General features: G+C 54.6%; 23 protein-coding genes, 1 tRNA gene and 1 riboswitch. Of the genes, 15 read left to right on the top strand and 9 right to left on the bottom strand.

The features are described from left to right. Positions 1-58: 58 nt before the first annotated feature. Positions 59-132, bottom strand: a tRNA-Gly gene (locus JTP09_RS05750). Between the two features lie 124 nt (positions 133-256). On the opposite strand from JTP09_RS05750, the gene dcd reads away from it, so the two are divergent. The 5 genes from dcd (at position 257) to JTP09_RS05725 (ending at position 5,135) form a co-directional block, all read left to right on the top strand. After that, positions 257-841, top strand: coding sequence for a dCTP deaminase (dcd, locus tag JTP09_RS05745; RefSeq protein ID WP_204877488.1), 585 nt, complete (start codon positions 257-259; stop codon positions 839-841). Between the two features lie 48 nt (positions 842-889). Next, on the top strand, positions 890-2,122 hold the full coding sequence (locus tag JTP09_RS05740; protein WP_204877487.1) for a hypothetical protein: 1,233 nt from the start codon (positions 890-892) through the stop codon (positions 2,120-2,122). Positions 2,123-2,426: 304 nt separating this feature from the next. Then, positions 2,427-3,761: an MFS transporter gene (locus tag JTP09_RS05735; protein WP_204877486.1), complete on the top strand. Its 1,335-nt coding sequence runs from the start codon at positions 2,427-2,429 to the stop codon at positions 3,759-3,761. A gap of 689 nt (positions 3,762-4,450) precedes the next feature. Then, complete coding sequence (locus JTP09_RS05730; RefSeq protein ID WP_204877485.1) at positions 4,451-4,822, top strand: hypothetical protein; 372 nt, start codon at positions 4,451-4,453, stop codon at positions 4,820-4,822. Between the two features lie 10 nt (positions 4,823-4,832). Continuing rightward, on the top strand, positions 4,833-5,135 hold the full coding sequence (locus tag JTP09_RS05725; protein WP_204877484.1) for a hypothetical protein: 303 nt from the start codon (positions 4,833-4,835) through the stop codon (positions 5,133-5,135). A gap of 341 nt (positions 5,136-5,476) precedes the next feature. On the opposite strand, the gene JTP09_RS05720 is transcribed toward JTP09_RS05725, so the two are convergent. Further along, entirely contained in the window at positions 5,477-5,746 is a 270-nt protein-coding gene (locus tag JTP09_RS05720; RefSeq protein WP_204877483.1) for a DUF4235 domain-containing protein, read from the bottom strand. A gap of 210 nt (positions 5,747-5,956) precedes the next feature. After that, positions 5,957-6,062, top strand: a riboswitch (TPP riboswitch). Positions 6,063-6,124: 62 nt separating this feature from the next. On the opposite strand from JTP09_RS05720, the gene JTP09_RS05715 reads away from it, so the two are divergent. Genes JTP09_RS05715 through JTP09_RS05705 form a run of 3 tightly spaced genes read left to right on the top strand, consistent with a single transcriptional unit; the run spans position 6,125 to position 9,085 of the window. After that, positions 6,125-6,742, top strand: a complete 618-nt coding sequence (locus JTP09_RS05715; protein WP_204877482.1) for an ECF transporter S component — start codon at positions 6,125-6,127, stop codon at positions 6,740-6,742. Beyond that, positions 6,742-8,301, top strand: a complete 1,560-nt coding sequence (locus JTP09_RS05710) for an ABC transporter ATP-binding protein (RefSeq protein WP_370592512.1) — start codon at positions 6,742-6,744, stop codon at positions 8,299-8,301. The genes JTP09_RS05715 and JTP09_RS05710 overlap by 1 nt, the downstream gene beginning before the upstream one ends. Next, entirely contained in the window at positions 8,291-9,085 is a 795-nt protein-coding gene (locus JTP09_RS05705) for an energy-coupling factor transporter transmembrane protein EcfT (protein WP_204877481.1), read from the top strand. The genes JTP09_RS05710 and JTP09_RS05705 overlap by 11 nt, the downstream gene beginning before the upstream one ends. Before the next feature lie 131 nt (positions 9,086-9,216). On the opposite strand, the gene JTP09_RS05700 is transcribed toward JTP09_RS05705, so the two are convergent. The 5 genes from JTP09_RS05700 to JTP09_RS05680 all read right to left on the bottom strand — a co-directional run bounded on the left by JTP09_RS05700 (position 9,217) and on the right by JTP09_RS05680 (position 13,851). Continuing rightward, positions 9,217-10,266: an NAD(P)-dependent alcohol dehydrogenase gene (locus JTP09_RS05700; RefSeq protein WP_204877480.1), complete on the bottom strand. Its 1,050-nt coding sequence runs from the start codon at positions 10,264-10,266 to the stop codon at positions 9,217-9,219. A 187-nt stretch (positions 10,267-10,453) separates the two neighbouring features. After that, the gene (locus JTP09_RS05695; protein WP_204877479.1) at positions 10,454-11,335 is read right to left on the bottom strand and encodes an aminotransferase class IV; all 882 of its coding nucleotides are present in this window, start codon (positions 11,333-11,335) and stop codon (positions 10,454-10,456) included. 57 nt (positions 11,336-11,392) lie between these two features. After that, positions 11,393-12,631 carry a multidrug effflux MFS transporter gene (locus JTP09_RS05690; RefSeq protein ID WP_370592511.1) on the bottom strand — a complete coding sequence of 413 codons (1,239 nt, stop codon included), beginning with the start codon at positions 12,629-12,631 and terminating at the stop codon, positions 11,393-11,395. Between the two features lie 93 nt (positions 12,632-12,724). Next, positions 12,725-13,264 carry a hypothetical protein gene (locus JTP09_RS05685; protein WP_204877477.1) on the bottom strand — a complete coding sequence of 180 codons (540 nt, stop codon included), beginning with the start codon at positions 13,262-13,264 and terminating at the stop codon, positions 12,725-12,727. 95 nt (positions 13,265-13,359) lie between these two features. Next, a complete protein-coding gene (locus JTP09_RS05680; RefSeq protein ID WP_239478831.1) occupies positions 13,360-13,851 on the bottom strand; it encodes a low molecular weight protein-tyrosine-phosphatase in 492 nt (163 codons plus the stop codon). Between the two features lie 440 nt (positions 13,852-14,291). On the opposite strand from JTP09_RS05680, the gene dnaK reads away from it, so the two are divergent. From dnaK to JTP09_RS05655, 5 genes are all read left to right on the top strand, one after another. After that, entirely contained in the window at positions 14,292-16,139 is a 1,848-nt protein-coding gene (gene dnaK, locus JTP09_RS05675) for a molecular chaperone DnaK (protein ID WP_204877476.1), read from the top strand. 2 nt (positions 16,140-16,141) lie between these two features. Beyond that, on the top strand, positions 16,142-16,747 hold the full coding sequence (locus JTP09_RS05670) for a nucleotide exchange factor GrpE (protein ID WP_204877475.1): 606 nt from the start codon (positions 16,142-16,144) through the stop codon (positions 16,745-16,747). A 238-nt stretch (positions 16,748-16,985) separates the two neighbouring features. Continuing rightward, positions 16,986-17,930, top strand: coding sequence for a DnaJ C-terminal domain-containing protein (locus JTP09_RS05665; protein WP_204877474.1), 945 nt, complete (start codon positions 16,986-16,988; stop codon positions 17,928-17,930). 63 nt (positions 17,931-17,993) lie between these two features. Next, positions 17,994-18,356 (top strand): heat shock protein transcriptional repressor HspR, encoded by a 363-nt coding sequence (locus JTP09_RS05660; protein ID WP_239478928.1) that lies wholly within the window; start codon positions 17,994-17,996, stop codon positions 18,354-18,356. A 231-nt stretch (positions 18,357-18,587) separates the two neighbouring features. Further along, the gene (locus tag JTP09_RS05655; RefSeq protein WP_204877472.1) at positions 18,588-20,036 is read left to right on the top strand and encodes a sodium:alanine symporter family protein; all 1,449 of its coding nucleotides are present in this window, start codon (positions 18,588-18,590) and stop codon (positions 20,034-20,036) included. Positions 20,037-20,626: 590 nt separating this feature from the next. Here JTP09_RS05655 and trmB read toward each other — a convergent pair. Beyond that, the gene (trmB, locus tag JTP09_RS05650) at positions 20,627-21,403 is read right to left on the bottom strand and encodes a tRNA (guanosine(46)-N7)-methyltransferase TrmB (protein WP_239478927.1); all 777 of its coding nucleotides are present in this window, start codon (positions 21,401-21,403) and stop codon (positions 20,627-20,629) included. Between the two features lie 234 nt (positions 21,404-21,637). Here trmB and JTP09_RS05645 point away from each other — a divergent pair, with 234 nt between their 5' ends. Further along, entirely contained in the window at positions 21,638-23,182 is a 1,545-nt protein-coding gene (locus tag JTP09_RS05645; protein WP_204877471.1) for a sodium:alanine symporter family protein, read from the top strand. Between the two features lie 91 nt (positions 23,183-23,273). Here the strand turns inward: JTP09_RS05645 and JTP09_RS05640 are convergent, their stop codons facing one another. Beyond that, complete coding sequence (locus tag JTP09_RS05640; protein ID WP_204877470.1) at positions 23,274-23,678, bottom strand: hypothetical protein; 405 nt, start codon at positions 23,676-23,678, stop codon at positions 23,274-23,276. Between the two features lie 263 nt (positions 23,679-23,941). Here JTP09_RS05640 and JTP09_RS05635 point away from each other — a divergent pair, with 263 nt between their 5' ends. Beyond that, complete coding sequence (locus JTP09_RS05635; RefSeq protein ID WP_204877469.1) at positions 23,942-25,378, top strand: amino acid permease; 1,437 nt, start codon at positions 23,942-23,944, stop codon at positions 25,376-25,378. Positions 25,379-25,402: the final 24 nt, after the last annotated feature.

The following is a 25,402-nucleotide window of genomic DNA, read 5'->3' as shown; positions in this document are numbered from 1 at the left end:
GTCGACCCTGCACACCTGAGTGCGCAGAACCGACTGAGTACTTATTGTTGAAGATAAATGGAGCGGCTGACGGGAATCGAACCCGCGTATCAGGCTTGGGAAGCGTGCGCTCTACCATTGAGCTACAGCCGCGCGTCCACAATAAAAAGCGGTACAGCTTTCATTCTAGTGGGTTCGCGCCGGTTTTGGAAAGTCATGCCTTGGCACAGTGGCGCTGAGGCAGAATGAGGGGCGGTGTGTAGGTTATTTTTAAAGAGTGTTGTTTTCAGATCGCGATATACGCCAAGAAATAGATAACGGCCGCATCAAGCTAGAGCCCTTCGACGAGGCAATGATTCAGCCTGCCAGCGTCGATGTTCGACTCGATCGGTTCTTTAGGCTGTTCGATAATCACAAGTACGCTCACATCGACCCGTCGCAAGATCAGCCGGAGCTGACCCGACTGGTTGAAGTTGCCTCGGACGAGCCCTTCATCTTGCACCCCGGTGAGTTCGTGCTGGGTGCTACCTATGAGCAGGTAACACTACCCGATAACGTGGCAGCACGCCTTGAAGGTAAATCATCGCTAGGACGCCTGGGGTTGCTAACCCACTCCACCGCGGGCTTCATCGACCCCGGTTTTTCGGGTCACGTCACCCTAGAGCTATCAAACATGGCAACCCTGCCCATTATGTTGTGGCCGGGTTCTAAAGTGGGTCAGCTCTGCTTCTTCCAGCTCACCAGCCCCACCGAACACCCCTACGGCAGCGGTGCCTACGGCAACAGATATCAGGGGCAGCGCGGGCCGACTGCCTCGCGTAGCTACCAGAACTTTCACCGCGCCGATATTTCTGCCCAGTAGTAACCTACCCCTTTGGCATATGCCAAGAGATTAATGAAAAGAGATTCAGTGAGTGTAGCTGTAGCCTTGAGCCCAGCAGGAGTGCCGGTTATTGTTGTAGTGCGCGTAGACCACGCCCAAGAACTTGCACAAACCATCTGTGAAGCGTGGGAATCGCTGAACCCGCAGGTGCTTCATGACGTTACTCCGCTGGAAGATGAGAGTGCGTATTACATCATTCTTGAAGAGGACAACGAATACTACCGGCAGGTGCTGGCGGAAAGCACCGAGAACACTGGCCGCCTGCTGTTTCTTCGCTACAGCTCTGATGAGCAGGTCATGGAGAGCCTGGTCAGCCAGATTACTATCACCATGATTATGACGCTGGTGGGTAAGTACCAGATGTTCCACGCGGCGGCGTTGGGCGACCCCGAAACGGGGCGGGCGCTGGCACTCGTTGCTGAATCAGGCACCGGCAAAACCACGGCATCACGGTTCTTGGGTCAGCACCTGACCTACCTTACCGATGAAACCGTCATCGTGGACGCCGACTACTCGGTAGTGCCCTACCTCAAACCGCTCTCGGTAATTGTTGACCCCGCGCGTCCAAAGGAGCAGATTTCACCTGCTCGCGCAGATTTGAAGATTCCTTCTTCAGAACAGTCTTTCACCCTGACCCAGCTCGTTATTTTGGCGCGTGATAAGAGTGAGAACCACGTTGTTCCGCGTCTGGTGCCCGTTGATATGGTGGACGCGCTACTCACCATCACCGGTCAGACGTCGGGTGTTGCTGCCACTGAGCACGGGGTGGAGAAACTGATTGAGCTTATTAACGACTGCGGCGGTGCCCTGCGTCTGGAATACTCCGAAATTGAAGAGGCTCTGCCGCTGGTGCAGGGGTTACTGCGGGGTGGACGCGCCGCCGAGTTGGTGCAACCGCCGGTAGAGGTAGAAGTCGCCTACGCCCAGAGAGACCCGGCCGCTGCCCACCTGCTCTGGCGAGGGCCGGGCAGCAGCGCCTACCGCGTTGACGAGCGGGTGCTTCTGATGCGCGGTGACAAGCTCTCTGAGGTGTCTTTCTTCGCTGGTGATATCTGGTTTGAGTTGGAAAAACCCCTTGAAACAGCGAAACTGCGTCAACGACTCGAAGAACTCTACGACACGGAAATTCCCGCTGAAGCCTTTGAATACAACATCACTGAGCTGATGAACCTGGGCGTTATCGGTCGGGGCGTTTTAGATTCCGGTGAAGAGGTAACGCAGGCTCCCGCTGAGTCTCACGCAGCGTCATCACAGAGTTAGAAAGAGCTGAATAAGCCTCAAATGAATCCTAGAGGTTAGATGCCGTGGGCAGCATAAAGGACGAATAGCGGTGCATATCTAATCTTTATCTACTATAGATGCTCGTCATCACAGCCAGCGCATAATAGATGCTTATCGACTCACTTCTGATGGTGCCTGCACAGTCTTAGGCTGACTCGCCGCTAAAACCAACACCAGGGTCAGACCATCCTATGCCGGGTAGGTTACATAAAAAATAACTTACTTGAGTATAAAGACCCGTCGCATAACTTCTGCGGTGACTGCGCCCGCTAGCATAGGGAGCATGGCAACTACACCCGACCGCAAAAAAGTCTTCGCCTGGACCCTCTGGGATGCCGGTAACGCGAGCTTCAACGCGATTATGACCACCTTCATTTTTACCGCCCTGTATCTCACGAGTTCGACCTTCGGCTCTGAAACGCACACCACCGCGGTGATGTCTACCGGTCTGACCATCGCGGGTCTTTTTATTGCTCTGCTGGCACCCATCAGCGGGCAACGGGCGGATGCCACTGGCAAACGCGGGTTCTGGTTGGGAGCTAACACTTTCGCAACGGCTGCCCTGATGGCGCTGTGTTTCTTCGTACTGCCCGACCCCAGCTTTTTGTGGTTTGGTGTAGCGCTCATTGCACTGGCAAATATCGTCAATGAGTTCTCCATCGTTAACTACAACGCGCTGCTGCCCGGTATCTCGACTCCGGCGTCCGTTGGCAAAATTAGTGGTTTAGGCTGGGCGTTTGGGTACTTCGGCGGCATCGTCGCCCTGGTGATCGTCATGGTGCTTTTTATTAACCCCGGTGTGCTGCCGCTACCCGAAGACGACCCCTCCCTGACCTACCGACTGATCGCGGTGTTTTCTGCTCTGTGGTGCGTGGCGCTGTCGTTGCCCCTGCTGCTGAGTCTGCGTGGTCAGCAGCAACCAGTGCAGGCAACAGCTACAGAGTCCGGCGGTGTTGCAGGTATCGTGCGCGCTTATAAGCAACTGTTTGCCACCATCGCCCGTATTTACCGTTCGACCCCCAGCACCCTCTACTTTCTGGTGACGAGTGCGATTTTCAGGGATGGGCTCAACGGCGTTTTCACGTTTGGCGGTATTCTCGCTGCCGGCTCTTTTGGGTTTAGCGCCGGAGAGATCATTGTCTTTGCTATTGCTGGCAATATTGTGGCAGGTGTTGGTGCTCTCATTGGTGGTTTGCTGGATGACCGTCTCGGTCCCAAGACCGTCATTATGGCGTCTTTGGTGGGTGTGCTGGTGGCGGCAACTCCGCTGCTTTTTATTGAGGGCAAGAATATTTTCTGGCTGTGCGGCCTGGCATTGTGCGCTTTCGTGGGGCCGGCGCAGTCAGCTGCCCGCACCTACCTGGCAAGGGTCTCACCGGCGGGCGAAGAGGGCGAACTTTTCGGTCTGTACTCAACCACCGGACGCGCTGCTAGCTTTCTAGCGCCTGCTCTCTTTGGTTTCTTCGTGACGCTCATGGGCGCTCAGACCTGGGGCATTCTGGGTATCATGGTGGTGGTCGGTGTAGGTCTGCTCCTGGTGATTCCGCTGAAACCTGCACCGAAACTGCATACTTCACAACAGCTCGGGGCAGAGAACACAATCGTAGAATCTCACTAGCGCCACACTCCCCTCACTGCTGCATGCTTGCACCAGCTGTTGCATTCAGGCAACAGTTTTATGAAATTGTGGGTATGGATATTAATGGTTTGCTGGAGCTTGCTAATCAGACTCCCACCTCAACCGCACGTAAAGCAGGTATCACACGCTCAACGCTCCTGCGAATGAGCACAGGAGCAACCGCTCCCTCTTTGAATACCCCTGTAAGAAATCGCGCTCGTCTTTGGTTACTCAGCAGAGATATCTCTTGCCCCGGCATCGGAGCCGGACGTAGCTTTTGCCGCACGCTATCTGCTTGATACCTCAATTCCCGAATTATCAGGGGATGAATTTGAACCTGTGTCTCGGCGGGCACAACGATTTAAACCATGGGGACTCACAGAACCCGAAGAAATCGTGAGGACAGCAGGTCGGCTGTCGAATATTGCTGAGCGTAAAACAGCAAAATTTTTTGCGCCACCACCGCTAGTATCCGCAAGTGAATCAATGTTGAGGGCGGCATCCGCAGCTGATGCAGCGTGGGGGGGGGGATGGGCGCTTTCAGGAGAGCCAGCCGCTAACCGTTTGTTGGGTACGGAAGATGCTAAAAGTCCAGTAATCCTGTGGACACAAGCGAACCTACCGAAACTGTCTTTTCTTGAAGCCAAACGCTCACTACCCAAGACAGGTTTACCCCTACCAGCATTGTGGTGCTTGAAGCGCAATACAGAGAATTTGTCGGTTACCAGAACGAAAACAATCTCAATTTTGTAGCCGATCTCCAAGCAGTGATCGATTTGCATAGTCTTGGGTTTTCTACAACCGCGCAAAAAATAACAGAAAACTGGAAGGTAAGAATGAACGAGCCACTCAGCAAAAAGACTGGGGTTCTACTGGCAGAATTAAACCGCAACCGGCAACCTCGGCACCTACTCAAGGAAGTTTGCAGTACACCGGCAGAATTGCATGGAACCCCGGAACAATTCCATCAATTCATAGCGAATCTTAATGAGTTCATCTGGAACGCAGCAGCCTTAGAAGGAAACACTTTTACATTGCCAGAGGTTGTTACCCCTGCTTGACGGGGTAACAGTGGGCGGTAAGCATCTTGAGGATGAAGAACAGATTCTTGCTCTGAGCGAGGGCTACAACTTAGTGGTTGAGAGTGTTGCTGATGGTTCGTTTTCGCTGAGTAAAAATTTTTCTGATGCGGTGTATGCACTGGTGGCTCGTCATGAAGCAATTGAAGCTGGCAATTTTAGAGGGGAAGGAGTGGTGACCGGTGGTGGGACTGTACGTTTGACGGATGGTAGCAGAACCGAAGGGGACGATTCGGGTGTAGGAGGAGCTACGTTGCGCGTTGATTATGAGAACCTCATGGTTGCGCTCACTTAGATACCTCACCCCGTGACCCGCTTTACTTGTTTACTTCTGTTCTGTGACTCGTTCTCAGTTTTATTTTGATGGCAATAAGCGAACCGCTAGGCTCATGATGGCAGGGGAACTGATGACGCACGGTTATGATGCCATCAACATTCCTTACGCACTGAAATTAGAGTTTAATCGGGCGTTAGATTAACTTTTTAGAACAGATGATGCCACTGAGTTGATGAGGTTCCTTTTTTCCTTGCTGATAAGAGCGGTCTTGGTGCTCATTGAACCTACAGGGGGTGCCCACACTTATAAGCGTGGGCGCCCCCTATTGCTCAAGAAATTTCTCAAGACGGTGAGAAGACTTAGACCTCGGACTGGCTACCGTGCTTGTTGCCCTCTTTAGCTTCGATCTTCATCTGTGCGCGTGAGATGGAAACCTTGATGATGGTGCCGACCAAACCGGTGAGCAGTGACCAGAGGATGATGTCGCGCCAGCGCTCATCGGGATCAGAGTTTGATTCGGGGGGCTCATTGCCGGTGATGCGCTTCCAGGTAGCTGAAAGAACCTTGTTTGACAGTGCCACGCCGCCTAATGATGCTGCGGTGCCACCGAGCTTGACGAGTACGCTCATGGTGTTTTCCTCCGATGATGGTAAGTAACGTTCCTTCTAAGAATAGTTGGACGCGTGTTCCTTTGCACGCATAAACCGCCGGGTACGCCCTGAGCAAAGTAACCGCTCTTACCTTCGACCCCGCGTCCGTCTTTATTCACTGTTTGGTTGGTGACAGCTGGTGAGTGTGTCTATACTAAAGACATTGGCTTGATCACTGCCAAGTGGTCAGCGAATCGACAGGGGAGCGCGTCCGCGCTGAGAGTGCCTGAATAAGGGCAGACCCTCGAACCTGATCCGGTTAGTACCGGCGCTAGGGAGTCGAGTTTATTTCTCGAGGTCTGTGTACACAGTGGTGCCAGAACCTTCCCCTTCCTATTGATTAGGGAGGAATTTTTTATGTCTACTTCAACCTCGCATAACCGCGGTGCTGTTACCTCACCGATGAGCTGGCGCGTCAATGACATTGTGGTTGCCTCGGTGCTCGGTGTTGCCTGCGCCCTGATTTTCTGGGTCTGGAACAATGCCATTTACCCGGCTGCTAACACCGCAACGGCAGCAGCCCCCCAGTTTATGCCCCTGATTGGTGGCGGCTGGCTGATTGCCGGTGTGCTGGGCGGGTTGGTTATTCGCAAGCCCGGTGCTGCCCTTTACACCGAGCTGCTGGCAGCAATTATCTCTGCTTTTATTGGTTCGGCAGGATTCGGCATCACCGTCATTTATTCCGGGCTGGTACAGGGCCTCGGAGCGGAACTGGTCTTCGCCGTCCTGCTTTACAAGCGCTGGGGTCTCACACCGGCGTTACTCTCCGGCGCGGTGGCTGGTCTTTTCATGGGCGTCTACGAAGTCATCGTGTGGAACCCCGAATACTCCTTTGACAACAAAATCATTTACGTCATCTGTGCTATCATTTCGGGCACCATCATCGCAGGTTTGGGTGCCTGGGTGCTGACCCGCGCCCTGTTGAAAACCGGTGTGCTCTCATCACTGGCATCCGGACGCCAGAGCCGCCGCTAGTGAACCGCGTAGGAGCGTCCATCACGGCGTGTAATTTCGGGTGGCACCACGCAGGGCGAGAAAACCCCTCGGTACAGGGGCTGACCCTTGACATCGCAGCGGGGGAAAAGGTCATGCTGTTGGGACCTTCTGGCTCTGGTAAATCAACCTTCTTACACGCCGTGGCGGGCACCCTGCACGATGACGATGGGCAGAGCGCCCTAGGGGAGCTGCTGGTTAACGGCAAACACCCCCACAGCGCTCTCGGCACCGTGGGGCTTATGCAACAAGACCCGGAATCAGCCGTCATCTTGGCGCGAGTGGGTGACGATGTTGCCTTCGGCGCTGAGAACATGCAGGTTTCCCGCGACGAGATATGGCAGCGCGTTCCCGCAGCCCTGACTGCTGTTGGTCTAGAAGACCTCGATTTTAACCATTCAACGTCAGCTCTTTCTGGTGGGCAGAAACAACGGTTGGGTCTTGCGGGTATTCTCGCGATGAACCCGTGCGCCCTCTTACTTGATGAGCCGACCGCGAATCTCGACCCGAACGGTGTTCTTGAGGTGCGTGACGCTGTACTGGCTGCCCGCGAGGCAACCGGGGCAACCCTCGTGGTGGTCGAGCACCGAGTTGAGGTGTGGGCGCAGTACATGGACCGCGTCGTAGTGCTAGATGCTGCCGGCGGTATTAGCCACGACGGCACTCCTGAACAGGTGCTGCAGGACGCGCGTGATGAGCTGATTGCATCCGGCGTGTGGGTACCCGGTTATGACCCCGCCCAAGAAGTAACGGTTGCCCTACCACAGGTTGACGCCAACGCACCGGTGCTCATTGAGGCTAGCAACCTGAGCGTCACCCGCGCCGAACCTAAGCGTGCTGCTCGTAAAGACCGCCGTCAGCAGGTGCGCGCGTCCGCCCCGCAAGAACTTATTCTTGATCTACCTGCAATATCAAGCGGTATTAACTGCACTGTGCGTGCCGGTGAGCATCTTGCCATTATGGGAGCAAACGGGGCGGGAAAATCAACCCTGGCACTGACGCTGGCGGGGCTACAACTGCCTGTTGCCGGTCTACTCGCTGCCAGCGATGAGCTACGTGCGGGAGCCTCTTGGGACATTGCCTCGTGGAGCGGGCAAGAACTCGTGCAACGCATCGGCATGGTCTTTCAAGAACCCGAACACCAGTTTCTTACCCCTAGCGTGCGCGCCGAACTCGAATATGGCCCCCGGCAGGTAGCCCGCGCCCAAAAGAAATCCCTTGACGAAGAACAGCTGACAGCAACCGTTGACGCCCTCTTACAGCGTCTACGCCTCAGCCACCTAGCAGAAGCTAACCCTTTCACCCTCTCTGGCGGTGAAAAGCGCAGACTGTCGGTGGCAACCGCGCTGGCGGCAGCCCCGCGCGTCCTGATTCTCGATGAACCGACCTTCGGGCAGGACGCGCGCACCTGGGCTCAACTTCTTGAGCTGATTCGCGAGCTGCTGGCAACTGGCGTTGCCGTTGTCTCAGTAACCCACGATGAAGAGTTCGTGCGGGCACTGGGTTCTCGCGTGCTAAAGGTGGTAAAAAATGAGTATTGACCTCTTTGCCGAAAAAGAAGAAGCTCGCACCGTCTACGGCAGGCTCAACGCCGGTATCAAACTGCTGGTGGCAAGCCTCGTCACCGTGCTCTTGGTAGCCACCGTTGATGCGGTCACCGGCACTGTGGCGCTGGCGCTTGAAATGGTGGCACTAGCTGCCGGTGGTTTCAAACCCGTGCGACTGCTCTTGAGATTCTGGCCCATTCTGCTTGCTACCCTGCTTTCGGGCTGGGCAACAGCGATCATGGCAGACAAAACCGGCGATGTTCTGCTGGAATTTGCCTATATCACCGTCACTACTGACTCCGCAGAAGCCGGTTTGGGCATGATGATGCGCGGTCTTGCCATGGCAACGCCCGCACTCATGTTCATCACCACCACAGACCCCACCGACCTCGCTGACTCTCTTGCTCAAACCTACAAGCTACCCGCCCGCTTTGTGCTGGCGGCGCTGGCTGCTTTGCGTTTGGTCGGTATCATGTTCGCAGAATGGCGCACGCTCAGCGCTGCCCGACGCGCTCGCGGTGCGGGCGGACGCGGCCCGGTGAATGCCGTGCGTAACGCGGCAGGTCAGGTATTCGTGTTGCTGGTGCAGGCTATTCGCAGGGGAACACGGCTTGCCACCACAATGGAGGCACGCGGTTTCGGGGCGGGGCAACGTACCTGGGCACGCGTACCTCAGCACTCGGGCAAAGACGCTGTCTTCGCGGTTCTTTGGGTGGCTATTCCCCTCATCGCTTATGCGGTGTCAGCGTCTATAGGAACCCTCAAGTTCCTTCTGTGATGCAGCTGGATTCCAAGCAGGACGCCCGCAGTTACTGAGCATATAGCTTTTAGAACTTCATCCATATAAAAATCGCACCCCACCAGCAGTGGGGCGCGATTTTTATAAAACCTCTCAGTGAGTAAAGACTGTTACTTTTCGAAGGTTTCGGTGTCGATCACGGCGCGGAAGATAACGTCGCCGTCAACTACCTTGTCGTAGTATTCATCAACCTGGTCAACGGAAATCTTTTCGATGACTGAGACGATACCGTGCTTGGCACAGAAATCCAGCATTTCCTGGGTTTCTTTGATGCCACCGATGTTGTTACCGGTGAGTACCTTACCGCCAATGATGAGCTTACCCATGTGCAGTTCGAGAGCTTCGGGAGGCAGACCAACGGTTGAGAAGATACCGTGGGGCTTGAGCAGGCTGAGGTAAGCATCCAGGTCAACGGGAGCTGAAATGGTGTTGAGAATCAGGTCGAACTCGCCCTTGTGCTCTTCAAAGAAGCCGTCTTCGGTGGTTGCCAGGGTTCGGGTAGCGCCGAGCTTCTTCGCTGCTTCTTCCTTCTTCAATGAGCGAGACAGGACGGTAACGTCTGCGCCCATTGCTGCTGCGATCTGAACGCCCATATGACCGAGACCACCAAGACCCAGAACAGCTACTTTCTGGCCTTCTTTGACGTTCCAACGAGCTAGGGGTGAGTAGGTGGTGATGCCTGCGCAGAGCAGGGGAGCAGCCACATCGAAATCAATGGAGTCGGGAATGATTACCGCGAAACGCTCGTTGACGGTGACTTTCTGCGAGTAACCACCCTGGGTGATGGTGCCGTCAACGTCTTTAGCATTGTAGGTACCAACGTTACCGTTGAGGCAGTCCTGCTCCTGGTCGTTCTGGCACTGTTCACACTCGCCACAGGAGTTGACCATGCAGCCAACACCCACGCGGTCGCCTACCTTAAACTTGGTGACGTTCGCGCCGACTGCTTCAACAATACCGGCGATTTCGTGACCAACGGTGAGGGGAAAATGCGCTTCACCCCATTCGTTGCGAATGGTGTGAATATCTGAGTGGCAGATACCGGCAGCCTTGATCTTAATAACGATGTCATCTTCGCGCGGGTCGCGGCGCTCAAGATTAGCTACCTCAAAGGGCTGATCCGGGCCGGTTTTACGCAGGGCTTTAACGGTGTAAGACATGAATCTCCTTATGCTGTTTTGTCTGTGTTATTTCAACACTACCTACACGCACCGCGAGAGGACACTTGTGCGTTAAAAATGACGGGAATTTGACACACAAGTATCCTCTCAACGCATAAAGGGGAAATCAGCACAGGGTTTTCTGAGATGAAAAATCTATTTCCTCGCTCACTCGGAATTTTTCACCTCAGCCGCGCGCTAAGTAGCCCATCAGTTCCTCTGTAGTACTCGCGTCCACAGCTAGAACGGTGCCGTTGAGATGGGTCACCGGTGCCAGCAACCTCACCGAGGACGCCAACCAGACCCCCTCAGCTTCAAAGAGATCTTGCGGGTAGAGCGGACCGTAGCCCAACTGCCAACCGGCTTCACGCGCCCCAGCAAAAATCGCGCCCTGGGTGGTGCCCGGCAAAATACCGTGGTTAGGTTCGGGTGTGAAAAGAGTGCTAACCCCGTCAATAGTCTTAGCAACCAGCACAGAGCTGGTGGCGCCCTCAAGAATACGGCGGTCTTCAGTAACCCAGATGGCGTCGTCCGCTCCACGCGAGGCAACATAGCGCAGCACCGACATATTCACGGCGTAGGAGAGGGTCTTAGCCCCGGCAAGCAACCAAGGGTAGGTGGAATCTTCAGCCGGGTCGTGACCTCGCGGTAGCAACATAGCTTTGACGCCTTCTTCGCGCTGTTTCAGCACTTTTGCCGATGAGGCGGACGCGCTCACCCACGCGTGCGGTCCCTCCTCGATAGTGCCGCGGGAGATTATTAGCTTGACGGTGTGCTCTTCGCCCAGCACGGTAGTAGCGCCCTGCTCTGCGTGGGTCAGAGCAGTTGCTACTGCGGCTTTCCACTGCTCAGCTGAGGGCATAGGTAAATCCAAAAGAGCGGCTGAGTTTGCCATGCGCTCCAGGTGGGCATCGAATTTACGCACGCTCCGATTGGCAGCAAGCATCGTTTCAAAAACACCGTCACCGCGGGTCAAACCCTGGTCTTCGATGTTAATCAGGGGCTGGTTAATATCTGCCAGTACCCCATTGGGGTCGGCATCAGAGAGTAAAACAATGGTGGTAGTCATACCCCAAGCCTAACCCCGCGCAGTGTCTTTCGCGGAGTTATCGAGCGGCGGGTGAGGTTAGAGATTTTCGGCGCGAGAGAACTCCTCTGCCCCCTGCTTTGTCCAGTCGCCGGGCGCTACCGGAGTTGTAAAGAAAGCCAGCGCCGCCAAAATAGCGAAAGCAACCATGGTGTAGCCCATCGGCATGTAAGCGCTAGCCCCACCGAGCGCAACCAGGGGAGAGGCAATGCCTCCCATAATCGACTGGGTAGCGCCCATCGTCGCCGATGCTGATCCCGCCATATGACGCGCCTGTACCAGGGCAAGCGCTGAAGCGTTACCGAAAAGCAGACCCACCGAACAGGTGGTGAGGAAGAACAGAATCAGAGTGGGAATCAGTGAGATACCCACGCTGAACAGCACCAGAATACTGATGCTCACCACCAGCAGAGAAACCACCCCGACTGTGAGCATGGTGCGCTGTGGCACGCGTCCAACCAGATAAGTCACCAGAGAAGTCATCATCATGATACCCAGTGAGTTAGCGCCAAAGACCCAGGTGAACTGGGTTTCGCTCAGCCCCAGCACGTTTTGCAACACATAGGTTGAGCCAGAGACGTAGGCAAAGAGAGTACCAAAACCGAATACCATGGTCAGCATGAAACCGCGATAACGGGGAATTGCCAGTACCTGCCCCAAACCCTTGTAGGTGTCGAAAAGGTTACCGGTGCGTCGTTTTTCTGCGGGAAGAGTCTCTTTAATAACCATAAAAACGGCGATAGTCGAGAGAAAGATAAAGATGCTCAACACACCAAAAATAGTGCGCCAGGTGCCAAAGGTCAGCACCAAACCACCGACCAGCGGTGCGAGCACGGGGGCGAAACCGTTAATCATCATCATGATGCCCATCAAACGCGCTGTTTGCAGACCCCTAGTGGAGTCAGCAACAATGGCGCGGGCAACTACCATACCGAAAGAACCGCCCATACCCGCAAGAAAACGCGCCGCGATGACTAGCTCAATGGTGGGTGCGAAAATGATGAAAGCGGTAGCGCACAGGTTGATAATGACGCCCATATATAGCGGACGCAGACGCCCAATTTTATCTGACAGCGGGCCGATGAAAACCTGCCCCACCGCCATACCCAGCATGAAGGCTGAAAGAGTCATCTGCGCGCGCGATGCGGTAGTACCTAAATCCTGGGTAATACCGGGCAGCGCTGCCAGATACATATCGATACCCAGCGGTGCGACCGCAGTGAGCGAAGCGAGCACCACAATAATAGCGGGGGTGATTTTGGGCTGAACAGTGCTCACAGTGCGCCTCTTTCTAGCGGTTTTTAGGTTCTTCACTCCACCAAATATTTTACAGCGAAAATAATTTGTGGTGGAGCGCCAGCACACAAGATTTTATGCGCGATTAAGCACGATATCGCACCGGTTATAAGCGCTCGCATATTCACGCAACATTGCGTCTTCTTGACTAGCCCACACCTGCCAGAAGGGACGGTAACTTTCGCCATCGCGCTCCAACGCCTCTTCACGTCGCGCAGAATCATCACGCTCCACCCAGCCGGTGATGTGAGCGGTACCCGTCATTACCCCTACACCCTCTACCAAGAGAACCCGCGCGTCTGTTGCAAAGGTATGAGGACCGGTTGGCTGGTTCTCCTGCCAATCCCAACCCCACCAGGTGCCCGCGCGCCCGGCGGCTATCTCGGCACTGGTAACCTGCCAAGTCTCCAGGGCAGGTTCAAGTCCCTCCCATCCCTGGTAGGTTTCATCGAGCCTAAAAATATCAACGCTGAATCTCGCCTGCCACAGGTAATCACAGGCGATGGTGGCAAGGGTCGTCTTGCCCGCCCCGGAACGTCCGTCGATGGCAACTATCAGTCGCTGCCCCTCAGGAATATGCGGTAACCGCTGGTTGAGTAGTCTTTCCACTTCCACACAAAACTCATGGACAGTACCAGCTGTGGCGGACGCGTGTGGCGGTAGTGCAGGCATTCCTAGCGTGCTTAGGTGCACCGAGTCATCGCGTTCACTCATAAACCCTGAGCCTGCTGAATGTGCTCAATCACGCCGGGCACAGCATCGCGGATCATCTCGTAGGTAATGTAAAAGTCTTTGAGATCTCCGTACCAGGGGTCATAAATGCCCAGCTCGTTGAGATCCTGATCGGCGACAGTCGGGTCAAATTCGCGCATGAGGCGAATCTTGGCAGACTCCTGCTCAGAGGGAGCCATACGCTTGAGCGCCCGGTAATGGTTGAGATCCATTGCCAATAGTAAATCGTGGGACGCGAAGTCACTGACAGCGAATTGCTGGGCAGTGTGGGCGCTGGTGCTGATGTTCAACTCATTGAGCACTTTTGCGGCGCGGCGGTCAATGGGGTTGCCCCGCTCCTCATTAGAAATACCCGATGAATCAACCTCTACATCAAGCCCCGCCTCTTTCACGGCTTGCTTGAGCAGGTACTCGCCGGTGGGGGAGCGGCAGATATTGCCGGTGCATACGGTCATTACTTTATAGGTCATGCTCTTCAGTTTAGTCACTGTGTTTGTTTCGTGATAGTGCTCGCTCCGCCTCAACGCGCCATCACAGGGGTTATATAAGCCTTCGTATGGCACTATCAGGCGGAGTAAAGATTCTTCTGCTGTTACTGCCCGGCGGTTTCTCGCTCAAATTCGCTGAGGGCGAAAGGAAGGGGGGATGGGCGCGCGTCCGCCCCCTTAAATGCGCGGAAAACACGGGCTTTTAAGGGGCTCTGAGGGTAGTAAATTCCCTACCTGCTAGTGGTTTTGTGCAAAAAATTGAGTGCATAAGACTCAACTCTGTTGACAAAGTTCAAAAACGTGGCAAGATGTTAACCAAGACGAACGCCTTGAGTGCTTATGGCTCAAGTTTCTGGCTAGGGCATGCAAGGCGTTCGACAAGACCTAACAGAGAATACAAACTCACTAAGGAGAAAACCCTTATGTCACGTGCAGTAGGCATTGACCTCGGTACTACCAACTCAGTTGTATCAGTGCTCGAAGGTGGCGAGCCCACCGTTATCGCGAATGCTGAAGGCGCTCGCACCACCCCCTCAGTCGTAGCCTTCTCAAAGGACGGCGAAGTTCTGGTCGGTGATGTTGCAAAGCGTCAGGCAGTCACCAACGTTGACCGCACCATCGCATCTGTCAAGCGTCACATGGGTACCACCTGGACCCAGGACATCGACGGCAAGCCCTACACCGCTCAGGAAATCTCAGCTCGTACCCTCATGAAGCTCAAGGGCGACGCCGAAGCCTACCTGAATGACAAAGTTACCGACGCGGTTATTACCGTTCCTGCTTACTTCAACGACGCTGAGCGTCAGGCAACCAAAGAAGCTGGTGAAATCGCAGGTCTGAACGTGTTGCGTATCGTCAACGAGCCCACCGCAGCAGCACTGGCTTACGGTCTGGACAAGGGCAACGAAGACGAACTGATTCTCGTATTCGACCTCGGTGGCGGTACCTTCGACGTTTCCCTGCTTGAAGTAGGCAAGGACGAAGACGGCTTCTCCACCATTCAGGTACGCGCAACCTCAGGCGATAACCGCCTCGGTGGTGACGACTGGGATCAGCGCATTGTTGACTTCCTGCTCGAACAGGTCAAGTCAAAGACCGGTGCTGACCTATCAAAGGACAAGATTGCTCTGCAGCGTCTGCGTGAAGCAGCTGAGCAGGCTAAGAAGGAACTGTCTTCAGCTACCTCAACCAACATCTCACTGCAGTACCTCTCAGTAACCCCCGAGGGGCCCATCCACCTGGATGAGAAGCTGACCCGCGCGAAGTTCCAGGACATGACCGCAGATCTGATTGACCGCACCAAGAAGCCCTTCAACGACGTTATTGCTGAAGCAGATGTGAAGGTATCAGATATCGCCCACATCGTTCTGGTTGGTGGCTCAACCCGTATGCCCGCTGTGACCGAGGTTGTCAAGGAACTCTCCGGTGGTCGCGAACCCAACAAGGGCGTAAACCCCGATGAGGTTGTTGCTATGGGCGCAGCTCTTCAGGCAGGCGTTCTAAAGGGTGAGCGCAAGGACGTTCTGCTGATTGACGTTACCCCGCTTTCACTTGGTATCGAGACCAAGGGCGGCGTCATGACTAAGCTGATTGAGCGTAACACTGCTATTCCGACCAAGCGCTCAGAGACCTTCACCACCGCTGAAGACAACCAGCCTTCAGTATCAATTCAGGTTTTCCAGGGTGAGCGTGAGTTCACTCGCGACAACAAGAACCTGGGCACCTTCGAGCTGACCGGTATTGCGCCTGCTCCCCGCGGTGTACCCCAGATTGAAGTGACCTTCGATATCGACGCGAACGGTATCGTTCACGTATCAGCGAAGGACAAGGGCACCGGCACCGAGCAGTCCATGACTATCACCGGCGGTACCTCACTGTCTAAGGACGATATCGATCGCATGGTTAAGGACGCAGAGGCTCACGCTGAGCAGGACAAGGCACGCCGTGAAGCTGCTGAGACCCGCAACCAGGCTGAGAACGCTGCTTACTCCATTGAGAAGCTCATCAAGGAAAACGGCGAGAAGTTGCCTGAGGACGTCAAGACCGAGGTTCAGGGCGACGTTGATGCTCTCAAGACCGCCCTTGAAGGTGATGACGATGAGGCTGTCAAGGCAGCTTACGAGAAGCTGCAGGAATCTCAGACCAAGCTCGGTGAGGCACTCTACGCTCAGGCTCAGGCTGAAGGCGCAACCGCTGAGGGCGCGCAGGCACCTGAAGACGATGTAGTAGATGCTGAAGTAATCGACGAAGAAGACGAGAAGAAGAACTAATCATGGCTGAAGAAAACACCAACGAGCCCGCAGACGTGCAGCCCGAAAGCACTGACCCTCTGGAAGAGGCGTTCAAGGCTCCGGCGGCTGAGGGTCACCCCGAGCCCGAAGGTGTCACCGAGTCAGATGCGTTAGCATCAGCTGAAGCTGACGCATCCGGCGCGGATACTGACGCAGAGACCAGCGCGGATGCAGCACTTGCTGCGGAGCGCTTGGAAGACTTGCGTCGCCTTCAGGCAGAGTTTACCAACTTCAAGAATCGTTCGGCGAAAGAAAAAGAGCAGCTGCGTGAATTCGTCATTGCTGACCTGGTCACCAACCTGCTACCCGTTATCGATGATATTGATGCGGCACGCAACCACGGAGATCTTGAAGAAGGCCCTTTCGCTGCGATTGCTAAGAAGCTGACTGAAACTTTGGAAAAGCAGGGACTGGAACGCTTCGGTACTGTAGGGGATGCTTTCGACCCCCAGATTCACGAGGCAGTCTTGCAGCAGCCCACTAGCGAGGTCGAACCAGATCACGTATCAATGGTTCTGCGTAACGGCTACAAGGTCAAAGACCGCGTCGTTCGCACCGCGCAGGTTGCTGTAGCGGCAGCTGAATAGCATTAGCGCATAAAGCAATATGAGGCAGCGGGCAGGTACGAGCAATCGATCTGCCCGCTGTTTTCACACCAATACTAAGCACTACGCCGTAGTACGCTCCAGCTCAAACACTGCTCGCTACGCTTCGCAAAAGTCGCAAGTCGCATACTACGGTCTCAGTGCTTTGACAAAAATCAAACTTCAAATATCTATATCTACAAGATTGACGCACGAGTAAAGAAAAGGGGCGTTCATACTCATGGCTAGTGAAAACTGGTTGAATCAAGACTTTTATAAGGTTCTGGGCGTCTCTGATGACGCTGCGGATGCCGATATCAAGAAGGCCTACCGTAAACTGGCGCGCAAGTATCACCCAGACCAGAACTCTGGCGATGCCGCGGCTGAGAAAAAGTTCAAGGAAGTCTCTGAGGCTTACGATGTGCTTTCTGATGCTAAGCAACGTCAGGAATACGATCAGATTCGTAAGTACGGCGCAGCTGGCTTTGGTGGGGGCGGGTTCCCCGGTGGCGCTGGTGGTTTTGGTGGAGGATTCCCCGGCGGTTTCTCAGCTGGCGGCGGTCAGAACATTAATATCGACGACCTACTGGGTGGTATGTTCGGAGGCGGTGGTTTTGGTGGCGGTGGCTTCCAGCAGGCTCCTGCCAAGGGCGCTAACCTCACCGCCCAGGCAACTATCACCCTTAAAGAGTCTTTTACCGGTCACACCGTGCATGTGCGCGGTGGCAACGGTGCGGGTACCGAGGTGAAGATTCCTGCCGGTATTAAAGACGGTCAGAAGGTCCGCAAACGCGGTAAGGGTCAGCCCGGTCCCGGTGGCGCAGGCGATCTGATTATTGAAGTGCGTGTACAGCCCTCGTCCATCTTTGAACGAGACGGAGACGATGTGCTGGTGCGCGTGCCCGTTTCACTTGAAGAAGCTGTTAATGGCGGGGTCATTCAGGCACCAACTCTCGATGGTTCCACCGTGAAACTGCGCCTTGCCCCCGGTGCTCGTGCCGGTCAGAAATTGCGCGCCAAAGAACGCGGCTTTCCCGGTAAGAACGGGGTTAAGGGTAACCTTTTGGTCATTCCCGAGGTGCAGCTGCCCACTGACCTGAGCGATGAAGCACAAGAAGCCTTCGCGCGTTTTGTTGAGCTGGCACCTCAGGGCGACGTGCGTGAAGAGCTGCTGAGAAAGGCGTAAACCGTGGTATATGAATCAGACCGACCGCTCTTTGTGATTTCGGTAGCGGCAGAACTTGCTGGTATGCACCCGCAGACCCTGCGTCAGTATGACCGCATGGGTCTGGTTCAGCCCTCGCGCGCACCCGGACGCGCCCGCCGCTACTCCCAGCGCGATGTTGAGAAATTGCAGGAAATCCAGAACCTCTCGCACGACGGGGTTTCTCTCGAAGGCATTAAGCGCATCATGCAGCTGGAAAACCAGGTGGAGGCGCTGCGCGCTCGCAATAAAGAACTGCAGGCGGAACTTGAGGCTGTGCGCCTGAGACTGCAAGAGAACTCCCGTATTTTTGCTGCGGGTCTCTCAGGGGACGTGGTGAATCTGCCTCGCGGCAAGCGTCCGGCTGCACGCACCCGATCGCAGGCTGTGGTGCTCTACCGCCCGTGAAGTAGCGAATAACTTGACACTGACACAAGAAATACCGCTTGACAGCGAACGTACTGCCTTCAACGGCAGTGTGGAGAAGCCGTTAGGCGGTATTTTTATGCCCAAAACCACGTCATAAATAAGAGCTGTTACACAAATGTAACCCGAGCTGTATTAGACTCATCTCACATCACACAAGAACCCGTGTTCTTGCACATACCTTTCACACTTTTTCAAGAGAGAAAACCGTCGATGATCGATGAAATCTTGGGCAATATCTCCAGCATCATCTGGGGCCCCTTTGTTTTGATTCCCTTGCTGCTGGGCACGGGTATTTATCTCACCATTCGCCTGGGCGTTTTGCAGCTCGTGAAGCTGATCCCTGCCCTTCGTCTTGCTTTCTTTGACCGCAAGGACGAAGGCGCTGAGGGCGGCGACATCTCCCAGTTTCAGTCGCTGACCACCGCGCTGGCGGCAACTGTGGGTACCGGTAACATCGTCGGTGTCGCGACAGCGATTTCCATCGGTGGCCCCGGCGCTCTTTTCTGGATGTGGGTGACCGCGATTTTCGGTATGGCATCCAAGTACTCAGAGGCTTTCTTGGGGGTTCGCTACCGTTCCAAGGACTCTAAAGGTGAAGTTTCTGGCGGTCCGCAGTACTATCTAGAGCGTGGCATTAAAGGTGGCTTGGGTAAGTTCCTGGGGCTTTTCTTCGCTATTGCTGCTGTACTGGCGTCCTTCGGCATCGGCAACATGACCCAGGGTAACTCCATTGCGGGCAACCTGAAGGAAACATTCGATATTCCCGCTGCATTCACCGGTACTCTGCTGGCGCTACTGACGCTGATGGTTCTGTTAGGTGGTATCAAGTCCATCGCTAAGGTTACCGCTGGTTTTGTACCCGTGATGATTGTTTTCTATGTTGGTGGTGCGCTGTACATTATCGGTGTGAACTTCGCTCAGATTCCCGCCGCTTTTGGTGAGGTGTTCTCGGATGCTTTCACCGGCACCAGCGCTGTTGGTGGCTTTGCCGGCTCCGCAATGATCTACGCGATTCAGTACGGTGTTGCCCGCGGTATCTTCTCGAACGAATCAGGTATGGGTTCTGCCGCTATTGCCGCTGCGGCTGCGCAGACCACCCACCCGGTGCGTCAGGGTATGGTGTCAATGACCCAGACCTTCATCGACACCATCATCGTGGTGACCTGCACCGGTATGGTTCTGATCGTTACCGGCGCTTGGCATGCAACCGGTACTGACGGTGAACTGGTTCCAGCCTCTACCATGACTAACCTTGCTTTTAGTGGGGAAATCGGCCCGATCGGTGGCTGGATTGTGACTATCGGTCTGGTGATGTTCGCCTACTCCACTATCTTGGGCTGGGCGTACTACGGTGAGCGCAACGTCGAGCGTCTGGTTGGACGCGGTGGTGTGATGGTCTATCGCATGTTCTTTGCGGGTATCGTCTTCGTTGGCTGCACCACCGAACTCACTACCGTCTGGACCTTCTCAGATATCGCCAACGGTCTGATGGCTATTCCCAACCTGATTGGTCTGCTGATTCTTTCGGGTCTGATTGCCCGCGAGACCAAGCACTATCTGAAGAACGATCCTCAGCTGCGCGCCGACAAAGCTCAGATTGATGCTTTCATGGAGGGCAATCCCGGCGCGATCGACTCCTATGAGAAGACCGGTCAGTAACCCCTAGATGTTTTGGGGATAAGTATCGATAAACAGTGAAAGGTACCGCTTACACAAGCGGTACCTTTCACTGTTTAATCGGCACCCCCTGCCCCTGCCCGATCTACTGGGTGGACGCGCACAGTCCTTCTCCTGTGCCACGAGCTCGCGCACCATAGGAATCACCTTGGCACCGAACTGCCGCACACTTTCCTCTGGTATTACGAAGCCAGCCTAGCTAAATGCAGAGGATGTTTTGTGCCGTGCATGGTCTTTAGAAAACGAAAGCGCCTGGTTCACCAATTTCATCGATATAGGCAAGAAACATGAAGAAGGTTTTACAGGAATATCAGTTATTAACGACAAAAGCCCACAGAGACTGTGGGCTTAAGCGGTTGATGCTCGGAGGTCTATTGGTTTCCCTCACCTCTAGCTATCAGTTCTCACTCTACTCATAATTGCTACGAGAGATGAGAAAAAAATAAAAGTAGGGTCACCCATATTTTTTAGATACTATATCGCAGATTCTTGGGAAAAGACCGCTGGCAGGGGATTCCTAGACTGCACAGAGCCAGAGAAAAAGCGATCACTGATGACCCAGCCTATGTGCTTTACTTGCGGCGGTAGGTCAGATCGTGGGCGCGGCGTCCTGCCTCGCCTGCCTTACGCTCAAAGGAAGTCAGCGTGCGACCTTCCCAGCGCGGTGCCCAACCACCGATGGGGTCTTCTTCGCTGGTGTTCTCACCGGCGTACACGTTCTCAAAGTCAGGGTGAGCCTCCAGTACCTCGCGCATGACCAGGGCGTATTCTTCCCAGTCGGTAGCAAGACGCCAGATTCCGCCGGGCTTGAGTACGCGCGCTACCTTGGAGGCAAAATCGGGGGAGACCAGACGGCGCTTGTGGTGGCGGGATTTATGCCAGGGGTCGGGGAAAAAAACCCACAGCTCGTCCACAGAATCTTCTTCGAGCAAGTTATCGAGCAGCTCGGGCGCATTCGCTTGTGCCACGCGCACGTTTTCAACGCCAGCCTGACCCATCTTTAGCAGCAAATCAGCGATACCGGGGGTATAGACCTCAACAGCAAGAAAATTGTTTTCGGGTACTTCGGACGCGCGGTGTACAATAGCCTCGCCCAAACCGGAGCCAATTTCGACGACGAGGGGAGCGGTACGCCCGTAGAGTGCTTGCTCATCAAACGTTGCCCCGGGCGCTACCGAAGTGTCAGCGATGGTGCGGGGCAAATCTAGGATGTGGGTGGGTGCGTAGGTATCCCACGCCTTTTGGCGACGGGCGGTCAGGCGATCACCGCGGCGCACAAACGAGTAGGGCTGGCGGTGGAACTTCTCAGGAACCTCCTGCTCCATAGGCTCAATGCCTGCCGCGCGCATCTCCTCTTTAGCAGCCAAATCTTCTTTCATCTTGTTAGTTTCCATAACTCTCCTTGAGTTGATGTAAAGCCCTCGTACGGAAACTCTAAGAACGTGGGCACAATAGTAACTGTTCAATGATAGTGGTTGATAACTCACTAACGGGTGTAACAGTTCGGTACCCCACAGATACTGGTTAGAATGGTAACCACCTATGACGGTTTAAACATTTTATACAAAGGCGGCAAGGCAATCGTGCAAGCGCTCGAATCTACCTTAGAAGCAGTATCTAGTTTTGTGTGGGGGCCTTGGCTTTTGCTTCCTCTGCTCTTGGGCACCGGTCTTTTTCTGACGGTGCGGTTGCGCGGTATTCAGTTTCGGCTGTTTGCTAAAGCAATGAGTATTCAGTTCGGTCGCCGCGCCAAGCAGTCCGGTCTCAAGGGCGAAATTAGCTCTTTTCAGGCGATGGCAACGGCACTGGGCGCTACCGTGGGTACCGGCAATATCGTCGGTGTCGCTCTCTCCATCAGCTTGGGTGGTCCGGGTGCCTTGTTCTGGATGTGGATTACCGCGCTAATCGGTATGGCATCCAAATACGCTGAGTGTTTCTTGGGCGTACGCTTTCGCCACCACGACCAGCTGGGTGAGATGACCGGCGGCCCGCAGTCCTACCTGCGCCGCGGCATCCCCAATAAGTTCGGGTACGGGCTTTCTATCATGTTCGCGGTCTGCTGCGTGATTGCCTGCTTTGGTATTGGCAACATGACCCAGTCCAACGCGATTGCCGCTAACCTGGAAAACTCCTTCAGCGTTCCGCCGATGACCACCGCAATCACCATCGCTATTCTTACCGCCATTGCCCTGCTCGGCGGTATCAAGACCATCTCAAAGGTCACCGGTTTCTGCGTGCCCCTGATGATCGTGATCTACTTAGGCTTTGGTGCCTACATCGTGGCGCTCAACTACCAGAACATTCCCGAAGCATTCTCCCTGATTTTCACCGGTGCTTTCACCGGCGCGGGCATTGCCGGCGGTGCTGTTGGCTCAGGTTTTCTCATTGCCTTACAGATTGGCGCTCAGCGTTCACTCTTCTCTAACGAATCTGGCATGGGTACCGCAGCTATTCCCGCTTCCGTAGCAGCCACCTCCCACCCCGTCCGTCAAGGTCTTGCCTCCATGACCCAGACCTTCGTAGACACTCTCGTGGTTATCTCCATGACAGGCTTTATCATCATCACTACCGGCACCTGGCGCTACGACGACCCCGCAACCATGACCTCCGCAGCGTTCGCTACCGGCCTGCCCGGTGAGTGGGGCGGCTATATTGTTACCTTCTGTCTGGTACTGCTCGGTTACTCCACCGTGCTCGGCTGGTCGTACTACGGTGAACGCGCGCTCGCGTCCTTGGGTGGAGGCAAGAAAGCCCTGATGACCTACCGCATGGTCTTTGCTATTGCCTGTGGTTTAGGTGCTGTTGCCCCGCTAAGTCTAGTGTTCACCTTCTCGGATGTTATGAACGGTCTGATGGCTATTCCCAACCTTATCGGTTTGGTCATTCTTTCTGGTCTGGTAGTGCGTGAAACCAAGCTCTATCTTGAGCATGACCCCGACTTTGAGGCATCAGTTGAAGATATTGAGTACTTCATGGGTCAGCACCCCGGCGCTCTTGATGCTCAGATTGACCACGAGGTTGACCTCACTATGCCTAAGCCCGAGCTTGAGCACCCCGATACGACCAAGCTCAAGAAAATTACTGCTCAAATGAGTGAAGACTACAAGGCTGGTAACAGTGACTGGTAGAACCATAGAAGCGGACGCATAAAAAACGCCGGTGGTACAAGCTGTAAAGCTGTGTCGCCGGCGTTTTTGGGTTCAAGCCCTAAAAGAGAAGTTACTTCTTCTTTGAAGTCAGCAGTGCCAGACCTGATGAGACGAGGAAGATGTCCTTAGCGAAGGGAATACCTTCCTGAGTGGGGCGAATGCCGTCTGCTTCGGTGTACTCATCGGTGTTGAGGTACATAGCTACCAGACCTGCGCCGAAAGCAGTCAGACTAAGACCTGCGAGTTTAGCCGGTACCAGGGGGCACAGCAGGGCAGCTCCGAGGGTAATTTCTGCTGCTGAGAGACCCTTGCCGAATTGCTTATTGGAGAGCTTATTGACAGCGGGGGTTGCTGCTGAGCCCATGCTCTTGAGGTAACCGTAGGTTTCCTCGTCCATGTTCCACTTGTTGATGCCTGAGTTAAGAATGAAGGCGCCTGCTGCGGTGCGAAGGGCGGCGTTTGAAAGGATTCCCATGAGTTTCTCCTTGTGCGAGTTTGTACCTTGCTGGCGGTTTATACAAAAATATTACTTTACATAGAAAGTATTATCAAGTGTTTTTACAGAAAAAACTTTCTTTTTCTCGTACTTTTTTAGGATATACCTGCACCATGGGTAAGTTGTGGATGCCAATGCCTACTAAGATAGGTGCATTACATAGTAATAGGTACTTATAGAAACCTCTCTGGCTGTTGCTGGGTCAACCACCTAACGCAGAGCAGGATTATTAGGAGGTCGCGATGGCAATCCCCTCGCATACACCCGCACCCCAGGGTGAGCTACAGCGCGGTTTGAGCAACCGACATATTCAGCTGATTGCTATTGGCGGTGCTATTGGCACCGGCCTGTTTATGGGTTCTGGCAAAACTATCTCTTTGGCAGGCCCCTCAATTTTGTTTGTGTACGCCATCATCGGCTTCATGATTTTCTTTGTGCTGCGTGCCATGGGAGAGCTGCTGCTCTCAAACCTTAACTACAAGTCATTCGCTGACTTCGCAACCGACCTGCTAGGTCCCATGGCAGGTTTTTTTGTGGGCTGGTCCTACTGGTTTACCTGGGTAGTTATCGGTGTTGCAGACGTTATTGCTATTACCAACTACGTGCATTTCTGGTGGCCAGATTTGCCGGCGTGGATTCCAGCGATCGCTCTCATTGTTGCTCTTTTGCTCCTTAACCTGCCCAGCGTCAAGAACTTTGGCGAAATCGAGTTCTGGTTCGCGATGATTAAGATTGTTGCCATCATCGCCCTCATTATTGTTGGTATCGGTATGGTCGTGGTTGGCTTTACCTCACCGGAGGGTCACCAGGCGCAGGTTTCAAATATTTGGAACGACGGCGGTCTCTTCCCCTTCGGTGTCACCGGCTTCCTCGCTGGTTTCCAGCTTGCTCTCTTCGCTTTCTTGGGCGCTGAGCTTGTTGGTACCGCAGCAGCGGAAACTAAAGACCCCACCAAGACCCTGCCCCGCGCGATCAACGCTGTTCCCATTCGTATTATTCTCTTCTACGTTCTCACCATCGCCGTTATTCTGATGGTGACCCCCTGGCGTTCGATCCCCTCCGATCAGAGCCCCTTCGTTGAAATGTTCACTCTCGCTGGCTTGGGCGTTGCCGCTTCTGTTGTGAACTTCGTGGTGCTCACTAGCGCCACCTCGTCCGCAAACTCCGGTGTTTTCTCAACCTCCCGCATGCTGTACGGTCTGGCAGAAGAGGGCAGCGCGCCTAAGTCCTTCGGCAAGCTGTCATCAGCAGGTGTTCCCCGCAACGCTCTGTTCTTGACCGCCGTGCTCATGCTCTTCGGCTTGGTACTGCTCTACTCCGGTGAAAGCGCGATGGCAGCCTTCGAGCTTGTCACCACTGTCGCAGCTGTTTTGGCAATTTTCAACTGGTCAATGATGGTGATTGCTTACCTGGTGTACCGCAAGAAGTTCCCGGAGCGTCACGCGGCATCTCTCTACAAAGTGCCCGGTGGGGTGGCGTCCATGTACCTGGTGCTCGTTTTCTTCGCGGCAATGCTGGTGCTACTGGCGTCCTTCGAGGACACCCGCAACGCCCTGTTTGCGATGCCCCTATGGTTCATCATTTTGGGTATCGGCTGGTTTGCAGTACGCAACTCACCCACTCGTATTGCCGGCTACAAGCGTTTCAAAGAAGATATGCAGCGCGAAGTAAACCTGTAAGCACTGCTGAGACTGACCTTCACA

This window comes from Rothia sp. ZJ1223 (genome assembly GCF_016900985.1).
Classification (GTDB): Bacteria; Actinomycetota; Actinomycetes; order Actinomycetales; family Micrococcaceae; genus Rothia.
The sequence above is the reverse complement of the archived record's forward strand: the minus strand, read 5'-3'. Positions and strand labels throughout refer to the sequence as shown.

Excerpts from the sequence above, each read along its gene's own strand:
- JTP09_RS05655 (WP_204877472.1), top strand. The coding sequence starts at position 18,588 with ATGATCGATGAAATCTTGGGCAATATCTCCAGCATCATCTGGGGCCCC.
- JTP09_RS05640 (WP_204877470.1), bottom strand. The coding sequence starts at position 23,678 with ATGGGAATCCTTTCAAACGCCGCCCTTCGCACCGCAGCAGGCGCCTTC.
- JTP09_RS05665 (WP_204877474.1), top strand. The coding sequence starts at position 16,986 with ATGGCTAGTGAAAACTGGTTGAATCAAGACTTTTATAAGGTTCTGGGC.
- dnaK (WP_204877476.1), top strand. The coding sequence starts at position 14,292 with ATGTCACGTGCAGTAGGCATTGACCTCGGTACTACCAACTCAGTTGTA.
- JTP09_RS05660 (WP_239478928.1), top strand. The coding sequence starts at position 17,994 with ATGCACCCGCAGACCCTGCGTCAGTATGACCGCATGGGTCTGGTTCAG.
- JTP09_RS05715 (WP_204877482.1), top strand. The coding sequence starts at position 6,125 with ATGTCTACTTCAACCTCGCATAACCGCGGTGCTGTTACCTCACCGATG.
- JTP09_RS05735 (WP_204877486.1), top strand. The coding sequence starts at position 2,427 with ATGGCAACTACACCCGACCGCAAAAAAGTCTTCGCCTGGACCCTCTGG.
- JTP09_RS05700 (WP_204877480.1), bottom strand. The coding sequence starts at position 10,266 with ATGTCTTACACCGTTAAAGCCCTGCGTAAAACCGGCCCGGATCAGCCC.
- JTP09_RS05680 (WP_239478831.1), bottom strand. The coding sequence starts at position 13,851 with ATGACCTATAAAGTAATGACCGTATGCACCGGCAATATCTGCCGCTCC.
- JTP09_RS05705 (WP_204877481.1), top strand. The coding sequence starts at position 8,291 with ATGAGTATTGACCTCTTTGCCGAAAAAGAAGAAGCTCGCACCGTCTAC.
- JTP09_RS05720 (WP_204877483.1), bottom strand. The coding sequence starts at position 5,746 with ATGAGCGTACTCGTCAAGCTCGGTGGCACCGCAGCATCATTAGGCGGC.
- JTP09_RS05635 (WP_204877469.1), top strand. The coding sequence starts at position 23,942 with ATGGCAATCCCCTCGCATACACCCGCACCCCAGGGTGAGCTACAGCGC.
- JTP09_RS05670 (WP_204877475.1), top strand. The coding sequence starts at position 16,142 with ATGGCTGAAGAAAACACCAACGAGCCCGCAGACGTGCAGCCCGAAAGC.
- JTP09_RS05695 (WP_204877479.1), bottom strand. The coding sequence starts at position 11,335 with ATGACTACCACCATTGTTTTACTCTCTGATGCCGACCCCAATGGGGTA.
- trmB (WP_239478927.1), bottom strand. The coding sequence starts at position 21,403 with ATGCGCGCGGCAGGCATTGAGCCTATGGAGCAGGAGGTTCCTGAGAAG.